This window comes from Streptomyces sp. NPDC046821 (genome assembly GCF_040645335.1).
Taxonomy (GTDB): domain Bacteria; phylum Actinomycetota; class Actinomycetes; order Streptomycetales; family Streptomycetaceae; genus Streptomyces.
In genome coordinates this window covers 25,303-39,895 of sequence record NZ_JBEYYB010000020.1, presented here as the reverse complement: position 1 = coordinate 39,895, position 14,593 = coordinate 25,303, and the positions used below count along the sequence as shown (strand labels likewise).

Sequence of the window (14,593 nt, the reverse complement as noted above, 5' to 3'; positions counted from 1 at the left end):
AGACACAGCTGTCAACGTTACCAGCCGAGCTCCGAGCGGCCCAAACCGTGCTCCGAGCGGCCCAAACCGGTCGCAGTCCCGCGTCCGTGGGACCATGGAACCTACGTATCGATCCCCACCGAGGCCGACCTGAGGCATACGGCGCCTCAAGAGACAGGACCCTGCGTGCCCGCGACCCCTAACAATGTGCCCGAGCCGAGCCGTACCGACCCGGCTCTGATCCGCAATTTCTGCATCATCGCGCACATCGACCACGGCAAGTCCACGCTCGCCGACCGGATGCTCCAGCTGACCGGAGTGGTCGAGCAGCGGCAGATGCGTGCTCAGTACCTCGACCGGATGGACATCGAGCGCGAGCGCGGCATCACGATCAAGTCCCAGGCGGTGCGTCTGCCCTGGGCCCCCACCGTGGGGCCCGACCAGGGCAGTACCCACATCCTCAACATGATCGACACCCCGGGCCACGTGGACTTCACCTACGAGGTCTCGCGTTCGCTCGCCGCCTGTGAGGGCACGGTCCTGCTCGTCGACGCGGCCCAGGGCATCGAGGCGCAGACCCTCGCCAACCTGTACCTGGCGATGGAGAACGACCTCAAGATCATCCCCGTTCTCAACAAGATCGACCTGCCGGCCGCCCAGCCCGAGAAGTTCTCCGAGGAACTCGCGAACCTCATCGGCTGTGACCCGGAGGACGTGCTGAAGGTCTCCGCGAAGACCGGCATGGGCGTCGAGGCGCTGCTCGACAAGGTCGTCGCCGAGATCCCGGCCCCGGTCGGTGTCGCCGACGCGCCCGCCCGCGCGATGATCTTCGACTCGGTCTACGACTCCTACCGCGGCGTCGTGACGTACGTACGAGTCGTCGACGGCAAGCTCAACAAGCGTGAGCGGATCCGGATGATGTCCACCGGCGCCACCCACGAGCTCCTCGAGATCGGCGTCTCCTCGCCGGAGATGACCCCGGCCGACGGCCTCGGCGTCGGTGAGGTGGGCTACCTCATCACCGGTGTGAAGGACGTCCGCCAGTCCAAGGTCGGTGACACGATCACCTCCCTGCACAACGGGGCGACCGAGGCGCTCGGGGGCTACAAGGACCCCAAGCCCATGGTCTTCTCGGGTCTGTATCCGCTCGACGGCTCGGACTACCCCGAGCTGCGCGACGCCCTCGACAAGCTCCAGCTGAACGACGCGGCGCTGGTCTACGAGCCGGAGACCTCGGCGGCGCTCGGCTTCGGCTTCCGCGTCGGTTTCCTCGGCCTGCTGCACCTCGACGTGATCCGTGAGCGGCTCGAGCGCGAGTTCGGCCTCGACCTGATCGCCACCGCTCCGAACGTGGTCTACCGCGTCGACATGGAGGACGGCAGCGAGCACGTCGTCACCAACCCGAGCGAGTTCCCCGAAGGCAAGATCGACAAGGTCTACGAGCCGGTCGTGCGCGCCACGATCCTCGCGCCGTCGGAGTTCATCGGCTCGATCATGGAGCTGTGCCAGACCCGGCGCGGTGTGCTGCTCGGCATGGACTACCTCTCCGAGGACCGGGTCGAGATCCGGTACACGCTGCCGCTCGCCGAGATCGTCTTCGACTTCTTCGACCAGCTGAAGTCCAAGACCCGCGGTTACGCGTCGCTCGACTACGAGCCCACCGGTGAGCAGACGGCGAACCTCGTGAAGGTCGACATCCTGCTCCACGGCGACAAGGTCGACGCCTTCTCCGCGATCACGCACCGGGACGCGGCCTACGCGTACGGCGTGCGGCTCGTGGCCAAGCTGCGCGAGCTGATCCCGCGGCAGGCCTTCGAGGTGCCGATCCAGGCCGCCATCGGCTCCCGGGTCATCGCCCGCGAGACGATCCGCGCCATCCGCAAGGACGTCCTCGCGAAGTGCTACGGCGGTGACATCTCCCGTAAGCGCAAGCTGCTCGAGAAGCAGAAGGAGGGCAAGAAGCGCATGAAGATGGTCGGCTCCGTCGAGGTGCCGCAGGAAGCCTTCATCGCGGTGCTCTCCAGCGACGACAGTGGCGGCAAGAAGAAGTAGCGGACACACAAACACATACGGCCGGCTGGGGCAGCGGTCTCGGGCCCGTCGCGCGTCAGTGCGGCGGGCCTTCCGCTTTTCCCGGCATCGTGGACCGGGCGGTCCGGGCATCGTGGACCGGGCGGTCCGGGCGTCGTGGACCGGTGGTCCGGGCGTCGTGGACCGGACGGTCTCGGCGTCGTTGACCGGACCGTCCCGGAATCGTTGTGCCTGCCATTTGTGGGGGCCGTGTGTACGGCGGCCGTCGTCGGCAAGTGAGAGGCGGCCTCCCCTTACGTACCGGGCGACCGCGCTCTACTCTGATCACTGCTCGGTAGTTACTCGCCAGTTAATAACAGCCGCCAACAGCCGGCCGCGCTCGGTCTCGCCGCGCTGAAGCGGGCCCCCCGGAGGACGTCGTGAGCGACACACAGACCCTGATCGAGAACCGTCCGCCGTCCGTGGCGGCTCTCTTCCTCGAGCGCGTGGCGGCCACGCCGGACACCGAGGCCTATCGCTATCCGGTGCCGGCGGCGTCCGGGGAGGGTCCCGACGACTGGAAGTCGCTGAGCTGGGCGCAGGCCTCGACCCGTGTCTACGCCATCGCGGCCGGTCTGATCGAGCTCGGCGTCCAGCCGGAGGAGAGGGTCGCGCTCGCGTCGTCCACGCGCGTCGAATGGATCCTCGCGGACCTCGGCATCCTGTGCGCCGGCGCCGCCACGACCACCGTGTACCCGTCGACCAACGCCGACGAGTCGGCGTTCATCCTCGCGGACTCGGACAGCAAGGTCCTGATCGCCGAGGACGCGGCGCAGCTGGCCAAGGCCCGTGAGCACCGCGCCGACCTGCCGGACCTCGCCCATGTCGTCGTCATCGACGAGGCCGGTGTCGAGCCGGACGCCGCCGACCCCGAGGGCTGGCTGCTCACGCTCGCCGACCTGGAGAAGCGCGGCGCCGCCCACCTGGAGCAGAACCCGGACCTGATCAAGGAGAAGGTCGGCGCGATCACGTCGGACCAGCTCGCGACCCTTATCTACACCTCCGGCACCACCGGCCGCCCCAAGGGCGTGCGCCTTCCGCAGGACAACTGGTCGTACATGGCCAAGGCCATCGCCGCGACCGGGCTCGTCGGCCCGGACGACGTGCAGTACCTGTGGCTGCCGCTCGCCCACGTGTTCGGCAAGGTGCTGACCTCCGGCCAGATCGAGGTCGGTCACGTCACCGCCGTCGACGGCCGCGTGGACAAGATCATCGAGAACCTGCCGGTCGTGCAGCCCACGTACATGGCGGCCGTCCCGCGCATCTTCGAGAAGGTCTACAACGGCGTCGCGGCCAAGGCGCGGGCCGGCGGCGGGGCCAAGTACAAGATCTTCCAGTGGGCCGCCGAGGTCGCGCGCGAGTACGCGAAGGCCAGCCAGGAAAACTTCCGCAGGACCGGTTCGGCCGCGGTGCCGTTCGGGCTCGCCGCCAAGCACAAGGTCGCCGACGCGCTCGTCTACTCCAAGCTGCGCGAGGCGTTCGGCGGCCGGCTTCGCGCCTGCGTCTCCGGCTCGGCGGCGCTCGCCCCCGAGATCGGCTACTTCTTCGCCGGCGCCGGCGTGCACATCCTGGAGGGCTACGGCCTGACCGAGTCCTCCGCCGCGTCCTTCGTCAACCCCGGGGAGGCGTACCGCACCGGCACGGTCGGCAAGCCGCTGCCCGGCACCGAGGTGCGGATCGCGGACGACAACGAGATCCTGCTGCGCGGCCCCGGCATCATGGAGGGCTACCACGGGCTGCCCGAGAAGACGACCGAGGTCCTGGAGTCCGACGGCTGGTTCCACACCGGCGACATCGGCGAGCTGTCCGTCGACGGGTACCTGCGGATCACCGACCGCAAGAAGGACCTGATCAAGACCTCCGGCGGCAAGTACATCGCGCCCGCCGAGGTCGAGGGCCAGTTCAAGGCCGTGTGCCCGTACGTCTCGAACATCCTCGTGCACGGCGCCGACCGGAACTTCTGCACGGCCCTCATCGCCCTCGACGAGCCGTCCATCCTCGCCTGGGCCAAGGAGAACGGCCTGGAGGGCAAGTCGTACGCGGAGGTGGTCGCCGCCCCCGCCACGGTCGAACTCGTCAACGGATACGTCACGGAGCTCAACCAGGGCCTCCAGAAGTGGCAGACCATCAAGAAGTTCAAGCTCCTGCCGCGCGACCTCGACATCGAGCACGGCGAACTGACCCCGAGCCTCAAGCTGAAGCGCCCGGTCGTCGAGCGCGAGTACGGGCACCTGATCGACGAGATGTACGCGGGGACGCGGGAGGCGTGACACCCGCTCGGGCGGCGCGTGGTTCGGGTGGGCCGCGCGCCGCGCGCGAGTTCTCAGGGGCGGTCGGACTCGGCCCCCGGCGACCCCTCTGTTGACAGATCCGGCCCCCGGCGACCCCTCCGCCGACAGATCCGGGCCTCGGCGATCCCTCGCCCGACAGATCCGGGCCTCGGCGATCCCTCGCCCGACAGATCCGGCTCCCCGGTGATCCCTTCCCCGACAGATCCGGCCCCGATTTCGAACACACCAGTCACACGTAGCACCGAACTCGCTCCTCGTGGTCGAGTTCGGTAACTCGGTGCTTATGGGTGGCCCCGGTCTGTCACCCTGTGCGTGTCGCCTGAGGCGTCTTTGCCCGAACTGCTCAGGAGCCGCACCGTGGGGCCCATTCCGTTGCAACGGGAGACCACCTTTCACGCCGACGACGAGCCGTCCCGCCCCGCGGGAACCCCGGCCGTCGTGCGTACCTCCCTGCCCGGAAACCCGCTGGCGCCCGCCGCCGCCCGCCGGTTCGTGCGGGCCGCGCTCGCCGACTGGGCGGAGCTCGGCCTGTCCGCCGAGGACGGCGACCGGCTCGGCGGCGACGCAGTGGTCGTCCTCAGCGAACTCGTCACGAACGCCGTCGTCCACGCGGGCACCAACGTCGAGCTGCTGTGCCGCCTCGAAGGCGGCGACCCGGACGAGCCCGAGGGCGCGTGCCCGCCCGCCGCGCTCGTCATCGAGGTCTCCGATCACCACCCCGCCCGCGCGGTCCGCAGCGACCGGGTCGAAGCCGGCCCCGACACGCCCGAGTGCGGGCGCGGGCTGCGGCTCGTCGCCGCCCTCTCCGACGCCTGGGGCATCACGTACCAGCCCGGCACCAAGACGGTGTGGGCCCGTATCCCCGTCGACGGCGTCGAGCCGCGCGGCGACCACCCCGACGAGTATTTCGCCGCCAGGAGTCTGCGGCGCGGGCCGCGCGCCGTACCGGCCCCCACGCCGCGCCCCCTGCCGCCCGACGAGGACTGGGTGAACCGGGGTGCCCTCTCCTTCCTGGCCGAGGCCTCCGACCTCCTCGCGGGGCAGCTCGACGAGGACCGGGTGGCCTCGCTCGCCGGACAGCTCCTCGTGCCGCGCCTCGCCGACTGGTGCGCCGTCTGGCTCGACGACGAGGACGGCAGGCCCGACCGGGGCGCCGCCGAGGGCGCGCTCGCCACGTCCCGGCTCGCCCGCGTCTGGCACCGCAACGAGAACCGCGTCGAGGAGCTGGCCCGGATCCTGGAGAAGGACCCGCCGCAGCCGCCCGACGCGGCCCGCAGCGCGGCCGACTCCGTGCCGTGGCCGTTCGAGAGCCACGGTGGCGACCCGGCGGGCGCCGCGCTCGCGTACCGGCTCACCGCGGGCGGCCGTGCCGTCGGCACGCTGCTCATCGGACGGGCGGGCCTGGACCGGTTCCCGGACGAGGTCACCGGGCTCGTCGAGGACTTCGCCCGGCGCGTGGCCCTCGCGGTCAGCGCCGCCCGCCGCTACACCCGCCAGGCCACGATCAGCCGCATCCTCCAGCGCGGACTGCTGCCGTCCGCCGTCGCGGAGATCCCCGGGATCGAGTCCGCGCTGGTGTACGAGCCGCGGGACGCGGGCGGGCCCGGCGGTGACTTCTACGACGTGTTCCCGGCGGGGGACGGCCGCTGGTGCTTCGCGCTGGGCGACGTCCAGGGGAAGGGGCCGGAGGCGGCCGTCGTCATCGGCCTGGCCCGGCCCTGGCTGCGGTTGCTCGCCCGCGAGGGGTACAAGGTCGCCGAGGTCCTCGACCGGCTCAACCGGCTCCTCCTCGACGACGCGACGGAGGCGGCGGACGCGGCGGCCCGGGCGCTCGCCGCGGCGGGCAGCGACGGCCTCGCACCCGAGGGCGGGCCCCGCTTCCTCTCGCTGCTCTACGGGGAGCTGATCCCGACCGAGCACGGCACGCGCTGCACGCTGGCCTCGGCGGGGCACCCTCTGCCGCTGCTGATGCGTCCCGGCGGCCCGGTCGAACCGGCCGCGCAGCCCCAGGTGCTCCTCGGGGTCGTCGAAGACCCCGGATACCTCAGCGAGAGCCTCGTCCTCCACGCGGGCGACACGCTGCTGTGCGTCACGGACGGCGTGACGGAACGCCGGGCGGGCCACCGCCAGTTCGACGACGGCGACGGCCTGGCCGAGGCCCTCGCGGGCTGTGCGGGTCTCACGGCTCCACTGCTGGCGGAGCGCATCAGGCGCCTGGTCCACGAATTCTCGGAGAACCCACCGGATGACGACTTGGCGTTGCTGGTGCTGCAGGCGCGGTGAGGGTGGGTGCTTATCGGGGCTTATCGGGGCTGGGCTGGGCTGGGCTGGGCCGGGGCCGGGCCGGGCCGGGCGGTGTTGCGGTGCGGGCCATGGTTGGCGGGCCGGGGGCGCTGAGTCGTGTCCGCCGGGCTGGAGGGCCGCCCCATCCGGCGCCACCGGCGCCGCGTGCGTCGCGCAGTCCGGGCGAGCCGCGCCGGGATGGCCTGGCCGGGGCCGGGGCGGTGTGGCGGGGGCGATGTGGCGGTGCTGGCCGGTGGTTGCCGGGTCGGGGTCGCTGGGGCGTGTCCGCACGGCTGGAGGGCCGCCGCCCCATCCGGAGTCACCGGCGCCGCGTGCGTCGCGCAGTCCGGGCCAGCCGCGCCGGGACGGCCTGGCCTGGGGCGCGACCTCCGTATCCGCTGAGCCACGCCGTCAGGCCTGGTGAGCCGTGCTCCCGCGGGCCTGGTCCCCGTAACCCTTGCGCTCCGCGCCGCCGAGCCGCACCCTCCGAGCGGGGCAGAGCCGCGCCAAGTCCAGCGTGCCCCGCAGACCCGCCGCTCGGCGCCCCTAGCCCAGCGCGCCCCTCAGCCCACCCCCACCCCGGCGCCCCAAGCCCAGCGCGCCCCCCAGCCCACCCCCACCCCGGCGCCCCAAGCCAAGCGCACCCCTCAGCCCACCCACCCCCGCCCCCCCCCACAGCCTGCCCGGCAAGGCAATCCCGAGCCTGCGGGACAATGGCCCCATGCCTTCCGCACTTCCCGACGGTGAGCCCGTCCCCGATGACGGTGTGCTGCCCGCCCATGCTCTGGCCGGGGCGGCGGACCGGCCGCTCGGGTTCTATCTGCACGTTCCGTACTGCGCCACGCGCTGCGGCTACTGCGACTTCAACACGTACACCGCGACCGAGCTGCGCGGTTCCGGCGGGGTGCTCGCCTCCCGGGACAACTACGCGGACACCTTGACCGACGAGGTCCGGCTCGCCCGCAAGGTTCTCGGGGACGACCCGCGCCCCGTGCGCACCGTCTTCGTCGGTGGCGGTACCCCGACCCTTCTCGCGGCCGACGACCTCGTGCGGATGCTCGGCGCGATCCGTGACGAGTTCGGGCTCGCCCCGGACGCCGAGGTGACGACCGAGGCCAACCCCGAGTCCGTCGGCCCCGCCTACCTGGAGACCCTCCGCGCCGGCGGCTTCAACCGCATCTCCTTCGGTATGCAGAGCGCCCGCCAGCACGTCCTGAAGATCCTCGACCGCACCCACACCCCCGGCCGGCCCGAGGCCTGCGTCGCCGAGGCCCGTGCCGCCGGTTTCGACCACGTCAACCTCGACCTGATCTACGGCACCCCCGGCGAGAGCGACGACGACTGGCGTGCCTCCCTCGACGCCGCGATCGGCGCCGGGCCCGACCACGTGTCCGCGTACGCCCTGATCGTCGAGGAGGGCACGCAGCTCGCCCGGCGCATCCGCCGCGGCGAGGTCCCGATGACGGACGACGACGTCCACGCGGACCGTTACCTCATCGCGGACGAGATCCTCGGCGGGGCCGGTTTCGACTGGTACGAGGTGTCGAACTGGGCCACCACCGAGGCCGGGCGCTGCCTGCACAACGAGCTGTACTGGCGCGGCGCCGACTGGTGGGGCGCGGGCCCCGGCGCCCACAGCCACGTCGGCGGGGTCCGCTGGTGGAACGTGAAGCACCCGGGCGCGTACGCGGCCGCGCTGGCCGGCGGGAAGTCGCCGGGCGCGGGGCGTGAGCTGCTTTCGGACGAGGACCGGCGCGTCGAGCGCATCCTGCTGGAGCTACGGCTCCGGGAGGGCTGCCCGCTCACGCTGCTCAAGCCCGCGGGCCGGGCCGCCGCCGATCGCGCGCTGGCTGAGGGGCTTCTCGAACGGGACCCGTTCGAGGCGGGCCACGCCGTACTCACCCTGCGCGGCCGCCTTCTCGCTGACGCGGTGGTCCGGGATTTGGTGGACTGAGGGGGCGAAGCCGCGGGTTGGTGGGGGTTGCTCGCGCAGTTCCCCGCGCCCCTTAAGGGGGCGCGCCGCACCCCCTACGGCAGCGTCACGAAGTCGATCAATTCCTCGACCCTGCCCAGAAGCTCCGGCTCCAGGTCCTTGTACGAGTGGACCCGCGACAGAATGTGCTGCCACGCCGCACCGGTGTTTTCAGGCCAGCGCAGCGCCCGGCACACGCCCGTCTTCCAGTCCTGGCCGCGCGGCACCGTCGGCCAGGCGCGGATGCCCACGGAGGACGGCTTCACGGCCTCCCACACGTCGATGTAGGGATGGCCGACGACCAGCGCGTGCTCGCCGGTGACCTGGGCCGCGATGCGTGACTCCTTCGAGCCGGGGACCAGGTGATCGACCAGGACCCCGAGGCGTGCGTCAGGGCCCGGGGCGAACTCGGCGACGATCGCGGGCAGGTCGTCGATGCCCTCCAGGTACTCCACGACGACGCCCTCGATGCGCAGGTCGTCGCCCCAGACCCGTTCCACCAGCTCCGCGTCGTGCCGGCCCTCCACGTAGATCCGCCCGGCCCGCGCCACGCGCGCCCGCGCGCCCGGCACCGCGACCGACCCGGAGGCCGTGCGGGTGGGCCGTACGGGCGCGGCGGCCGTGGGGCGTACGAGGGTGACGACCCGGCCTTCGAGCAGGAAGCCGCGCGGGTCCATGGGGAACACGCGGTGCTTGCCGAAGCGGTCCTCCAGGGTGACCGTCAGGCCCTGGGCCGTCTTCTCGCAGCGGACGACCGCCCCGCAGAACCCGGTCGTGACCTCCTCGACCACGAGGTCCACGTCCGCGGCCACCTCGGGGGCGGCCTGCTGCTTCTTCCAGGGCGGGGTGAGGTCGGGGGAGTACAGACGGCGCTGCGGGCCCGAAGGGCCCTCGTTGGAGGGGCGGTGGCGGGAGACGGGTGGGAGCATTCGGCTGACGATAGGAAGGGCGAACGGCCGTGCGGTTACGACACGCCGAAGCGTGCGGCCAGCTCGGCACGCTGGGCCCGGACAAACTCCGCATTCACCGCGGCTCCGTGTCCGGGCACGTACACGGCGTCCTCACCGCCGAGTTCGAGCAGCCGGTCGAGCGCGGCCGGCCAGTGGCGCGGTATCGCGTCCGGCCCCGCCTGCGGCTCGCCCGACTCCTCCACGAGATCACCGCAGAACACGATCTCCGGCGTACCCGGCACCAGGACCGCCAGGTCGTGCGCGGTGTGCCCAGGGCCCACGTTCGCCAGCAGCACCCGGAGACCGCCGCCCAGGCTGAGGGTCCACTCGCCGGACACGCGGTGGTGCGGCACGACGAGCACGTCCGCCGCCCCCGCGGCCTCCCCGGGCGGCACCCCGTGCGCGACCGCGTCGGCCCGCAACTCGTCCCGCCCCCGCGCGAGCACCGTGTCGATGCCGGCGGCCCCGTACACCTCGACCCCGGCGAACGCCGCCGCGCCGAGAACATGATCGAAATGGGGGTGCGTCAGAGCGATATGCGTCACGCGCGCGTGCGGACCGAGCAGGCGCCGGGTGGCCGCCCGCAGCGCCGCGCCCTCACGAAGTGATGAACCCGCGTCGACGAGCAGCGCCCCGTCCTCGCCCACCACGAGGCCCGTCGTGCAGTCCCAGCCCGGCAGCCGGACCCGCCCCACCCGAGAGGACAGCTCCTCCCACCCCACGACATTCCAGTCCAGGTCACCCATGACCTTGACGCTAGCGCCCTTGCCGGGCCCGTACCCGGCGGCCGTACACTGATCCGGAGACCATTGGCACTCAACCGCGTCGAGTGCCAACCGCAAGGCGAAGCCGCAGGACGAGACAGCTGGAGGTGCGCGCGATGCTCAGTGAACGCCGGCTCGAAGTGCTGCGCGCGATCGTCCAGGACTACGTGGGGACCGAGGAGCCGGTCGGCTCCAAGGCGCTCACCGAGCGGCACAGCCTCGGCGTCTCACCGGCGACGGTGCGCAACGACATGGCGGCGCTGGAGGAGGAGGGCTTCATCGCCCAGCCTCACACCAGCGCCGGGCGCATCCCCACCGACAAGGGCTACCGCCTGTTCGTGGACAAGCTCACGGCGGTCAAGCCGATGACGGGGCCCGAGCGCCGCGCCATCCAGAACTTCCTCGACGGAGCCGTCGACCTCGACGACGTCGTCGGCCGGACCGTGCGGCTGCTCGCGCAGCTGACCCGGCAGGTCGCCGTGGTGCAGTACCCCTCCCTGACGCGCTCCACCGTGCGCCATGTGGAACTGCTCTCGCTCGCCGCCGCCCGCCTGATGCTCGTACTGATCACGGACACCGGGCGCGTCGAGCAGCGGATGATCGACTGCCCGGCGCCCTTCGGCGAGACCTCCCTCGCCGATCTGCGGGCCAGGCTCAACAGCAGGGTCGCGGGACGCCGCTTCGCGGACGTGCCGCAGCTCGTGCAGGATCTTCCGGAGTCCTTCGACACGGAGGACCGCGGCACGGTCTCGACGGTGCTCTCCACCCTCCTGGAGACGCTCGTCGAGGAGACCGAGGAACGGCTGATGATCGGCGGCACCGCCAATCTCACCCGCTTCGGACATGACTTTCCCCTCACCATCCGGCCCGTTCTGGAAGCGCTCGAAGAGCAGGTCGTGCTCCTCAAGCTCCTCGGTGAGGTCAATGATTCGGGCATGGCCGTACGGATCGGTCACGAGAACGCCCATGAGGGACTCAACTCCACGTCCGTGGTGTCGGTCGGCTACGGTTCGGGCGGCGAGGCAGTAGCCAAGCTCGGCGTCGTCGGACCGACACGCATGGATTACCCGGGAACGATGGGAGCAGTACGCGCAGTGGCACGTTACGTCGGACAGATCCTGGCGGAGTCGTAAGTGGCCACGGACTACTACGCCGTACTCGGCGTGCGCCGCGACGCCTCCCAGGACGAGATCAAGAAGGCCTTCCGCAGGCTTGCCCGCGAGCTTCACCCGGACGTGAATCCGGACCCGAAGACGCAGGAGCGGTTCAAGGAGATCAACGCCGCCTACGAGGTGTTGTCGGACCCGCAGAAGAAGCAGGTCTACGACCTCGGGGGCGACCCCCTCTCGCAGTCGGGCGGAGGCGGGGCCGGCGGCTTCGGCGCCGGTGGCTTCGGGAACTTCTCCGACATCATGGACGCGTTCTTCGGGACGGCGTCCCAGCGTGGTCCCCGGTCGCGCACGCGCCGCGGCCAGGACGCCATGATCCGGCTCGAGATCGAGCTGGACGAGGCCGCCTTCGGGACCACCAAGGACATCCAGGTCGACACGGCCATCGTCTGTACGACCTGCAGCGGCGAAGGCGCCGCGCCGGGTACGTCCGCGCAGACCTGTGACATGTGCCGCGGCCGCGGCGAGGTCTCGCAGGTCACGCGGTCCTTCCTCGGCCAGGTCATGACGTCGCGGCCCTGCCCGCAGTGCCAGGGCTTCGGCACCGTCGTGCCGACGCCGTGCCCGGAGTGCGCCGGCGACGGCCGCATCCGCTCGCGGCGCACGCTCACCGTGAAGATCCCCGCAGGTGTCGACAACGGCACGCGGATCCAGCTCGCGGGCGAGGGCGAGGTCGGCCCCGGCGGCGGTCCCGCCGGTGACCTGTACGTCGAGATCCACGAGCTGCCGCACCCCGTGTTCCAGCGGCGTGGCGACGATCTGCACTGCACCGTCACCATTCCGATGACGGCGGCGGCGCTCGGCACGAAGGTGCCGCTCGAGACGCTCGACGGGCTCGAGGAGATCGACATCCGGCCGGGCACGCAGTCCGGGCAGTCCGTTCCGCTGCACGGCCGTGGCATCACGCATCTGCGGGGTGGCGGGCGCGGGGATCTCATCGTGCATGTCGAGGTGCTCACGCCTTCGAAGCTGGATCCTGAGCAGGAGCGGGTGCTGCGGGAGCTGGCGAAGATGCGGGGGGAGGAGCGGCCTACGGGGCAGTTCCAGCCGGGGCAGCAGGGGCTTTTCTCGCGGCTCAAGGATGCGTTCAACGGTCGCTAGGCCTTAGTGGGCAGCCCCCGAGTGCTGTTGCCCGGCACTTGGGGCTGTGCCCACCCTCCCCCACTCTCGGCTTCGCTCGAGCGGGGGGACCCCCATCGCCCTGCGGAACGCCTGCCCACAGCGGTTTCGCATGTAAATACCTGTACCGGAAGGCTAGATTCGGTCCTGTCCGGAGGACGTGGCACCATGCCGTCATGTCCCCCAAGCTCACCGATCTCTGCCAGTATCCGATCGTGCAGGCGCCCATGGCGGGTGGTGGGTCCTGTCCGGCGCTCGCCGCCGCTGTTTCGGAGGCCGGCGGGCTCGGGTTTCTCGCCGCCGGGTACAAGACCGCCGACGGGATGTACCAGGAGATCAAGCAGCTGAGGGGCCTGACCAACCAGCCGTTCGGCGTCAACGTCTTCATGCCGCAGCCCGAGTACGCGGACGCCGCGGCCGTCTCCGTCTACGCAAGCCAGCTCGCCGGCGAGGCCGCCTGGTACGAGACGCAGCTCGGCGACCCGGACTCCGGCCGGGACGACGGTTACGACGCGAAGCTCGCGGTCCTGCTCGACGAACCCGTACCGGTCGTCACCTTCACGTTCGGCTGCCCGAGCCGTGAGGTGTTCGACTCGCTCGCCCGCGCCGGCACCCTCACCGCCGTCACCGTGACCACCCCTCAGGAGGCGGAGGCCGCCCAACAGGCCGGCGCCGACGCGCTCTGCGTGCAGGGTGTCGAGGCCGGCGGCCACCAGGGCACCCACCGGGACAACCCCGAGACCGACGGCGCCGGCATCGGACTCCTCGCGCTGATCGCCCGGATCCGCGAGGCCGTCCAGCTCCCGATCATCGCCGCCGGCGGCCTCATGCGCGGCGCGCAGCTCGCCGCCGTGCTCGCCGCGGGCGCGGACGCCGGACAGTTCGGCACGGCCTTCCTGGTCTGCCCCGAGTCTGGCGCGCACGCCCTGCACAAGCAGGCCATGACCAACCCGCTGTTCGTACGGACCGAGCTGACCCGGGCCTTCTCCGGACGCCCCGCGCGCGGTCTCGTCAACCGTTTCATGCGCGAGCACGGCCCGTACGCGCCCGCCGCCTACCCCGAGGTCCACCACATGACATCGACGCTCCGCAAGGCCGCCGCCAAGGCCGGGGACGCGCAAGGAATGGCGCTCTGGGCCGGGCAGGGCCACCGGCTCGCCCGCGAGCTGCCGGCCGGGCAGCTCGTCGAGGTGCTCGCGGCCGAACTCGCCGAGGCCAAGGACGCGTTGTGCTCGGAGGGTGCCGCATGACCGCGCCGGTGTTCGTCGTCGACGAGGTGCCGGGCCCCGGAGCGTTCGTGCTCGGCGGGCCCGAGGGGCGGCACGCCGTCTCCGTGAAGCGGCTGCGCGCCGGTGAGGACGTCGTCCTGACCGACGGGCGCGGGCGCTGGACGGAGGCCGTCGTGGAGTCCGCCGAAGGAAAGGACCGGCTCGTCGTGACGGCCGGCCCGGTCCAGGAGGAGCCCGAGCAGGCGCCCAGGATCACCGTCGTACAGGCCCTGCCCAAGGGGGACCGGGGCGAGCTGGCCGTCGAGACCATGACCGAGACCGGCGTCGACGCGATCGTGCCCTGGCAGGCCGCCCGCTGCATCACGCAGTGGAAGGGCGACCGGGGCGCCAAGGCCCTCGCCAAGTGGCGGGCCACCGCACGCGAGGCCGGCAAGCAGTCCCGCCGGGTCCGCTTCCCCGAGGTCGCCGAGGCCGCGACGACCAAGCAGGTCGCCGCCCTTCTCGCCGGCGCCGACTTCGCCGCCGTACTGCACGAGGACCGCGACTGCGACAGCGGCGCCCTCGCCACCGTGGAACTGCCCGCGTCCGGGGACATCGTCCTCGTCGTGGGGCCGGAAGGCGGCGTCTCGCCCGACGAGCTCGCGGCATTCGCCGCAGCGGGGGCGCGTCCGTACCGGCTCGGGCGTAGCGTGCTGCGTACGTCGACCGCGGGCACCGCCGCGACGGCGCTGCTCCTCGGCCGCACCGGCCGCTGGTCCTGAACAGAC

At 71.9% G+C, this 14,593-nt stretch carries 10 protein-coding genes; 8 read left to right on the top strand and 2 right to left on the bottom strand.

From position 1 onward, the window contains the following. Positions 1-165: 165 nt before the first annotated feature. The 4 genes from lepA to hemW all read left to right on the top strand — a co-directional run bounded on the left by lepA (position 166) and on the right by hemW (position 8,577). Entirely contained in the window at positions 166-2,031 is a 1,866-nt protein-coding gene (gene lepA, locus ABZ893_RS32605) for a translation elongation factor 4 (RefSeq protein WP_361411287.1), read from the top strand. Positions 2,032-2,429: 398 nt separating this feature from the next. Continuing rightward, positions 2,430-4,319, top strand: coding sequence for an AMP-binding protein (locus tag ABZ893_RS32600; RefSeq protein ID WP_361411285.1), 1,890 nt, complete (start codon positions 2,430-2,432; stop codon positions 4,317-4,319). Between the two features lie 459 nt (positions 4,320-4,778). After that, on the top strand, positions 4,779-6,623 hold the full coding sequence (locus tag ABZ893_RS32595) for a SpoIIE family protein phosphatase (protein ID WP_361411385.1): 1,845 nt from the start codon (positions 4,779-4,781) through the stop codon (positions 6,621-6,623). A gap of 721 nt (positions 6,624-7,344) precedes the next feature. Next, complete coding sequence (hemW, locus tag ABZ893_RS32590; RefSeq protein ID WP_361411283.1) at positions 7,345-8,577, top strand: radical SAM family heme chaperone HemW; 1,233 nt, start codon at positions 7,345-7,347, stop codon at positions 8,575-8,577. A 74-nt stretch (positions 8,578-8,651) separates the two neighbouring features. Here the strand turns inward: hemW and ABZ893_RS32585 are convergent, their stop codons facing one another. Continuing rightward, positions 8,652-9,524 carry a DUF3097 domain-containing protein gene (locus tag ABZ893_RS32585; protein WP_361411281.1) on the bottom strand — a complete coding sequence of 291 codons (873 nt, stop codon included), beginning with the start codon at positions 9,522-9,524 and terminating at the stop codon, positions 8,652-8,654. Positions 9,525-9,559: 35 nt separating this feature from the next. Continuing rightward, a complete protein-coding gene (locus tag ABZ893_RS32580; RefSeq protein ID WP_361411279.1) occupies positions 9,560-10,291 on the bottom strand; it encodes an MBL fold metallo-hydrolase in 732 nt (243 codons plus the stop codon). Between the two features lie 134 nt (positions 10,292-10,425). Here ABZ893_RS32580 and hrcA point away from each other — a divergent pair, with 134 nt between their 5' ends. From hrcA to ABZ893_RS32560, 4 genes are all read left to right on the top strand, one after another. Further along, complete coding sequence (hrcA, locus tag ABZ893_RS32575) at positions 10,426-11,442, top strand: heat-inducible transcriptional repressor HrcA (protein ID WP_361411277.1); 1,017 nt, start codon at positions 10,426-10,428, stop codon at positions 11,440-11,442. Further along, positions 11,443-12,579: a molecular chaperone DnaJ gene (gene dnaJ, locus ABZ893_RS32570; RefSeq protein ID WP_361411275.1), complete on the top strand. Its 1,137-nt coding sequence runs from the start codon at positions 11,443-11,445 to the stop codon at positions 12,577-12,579. It abuts the gene before it with no gap. 194 nt (positions 12,580-12,773) lie between these two features. Then, the gene (locus ABZ893_RS32565; protein WP_361411273.1) at positions 12,774-13,847 is read left to right on the top strand and encodes a nitronate monooxygenase; all 1,074 of its coding nucleotides are present in this window, start codon (positions 12,774-12,776) and stop codon (positions 13,845-13,847) included. Next, positions 13,844-14,587, top strand: a complete 744-nt coding sequence (locus ABZ893_RS32560; protein ID WP_361411271.1) for a 16S rRNA (uracil(1498)-N(3))-methyltransferase — start codon at positions 13,844-13,846, stop codon at positions 14,585-14,587. The genes ABZ893_RS32565 and ABZ893_RS32560 overlap by 4 nt, the downstream gene beginning before the upstream one ends. Positions 14,588-14,593: the final 6 nt, after the last annotated feature.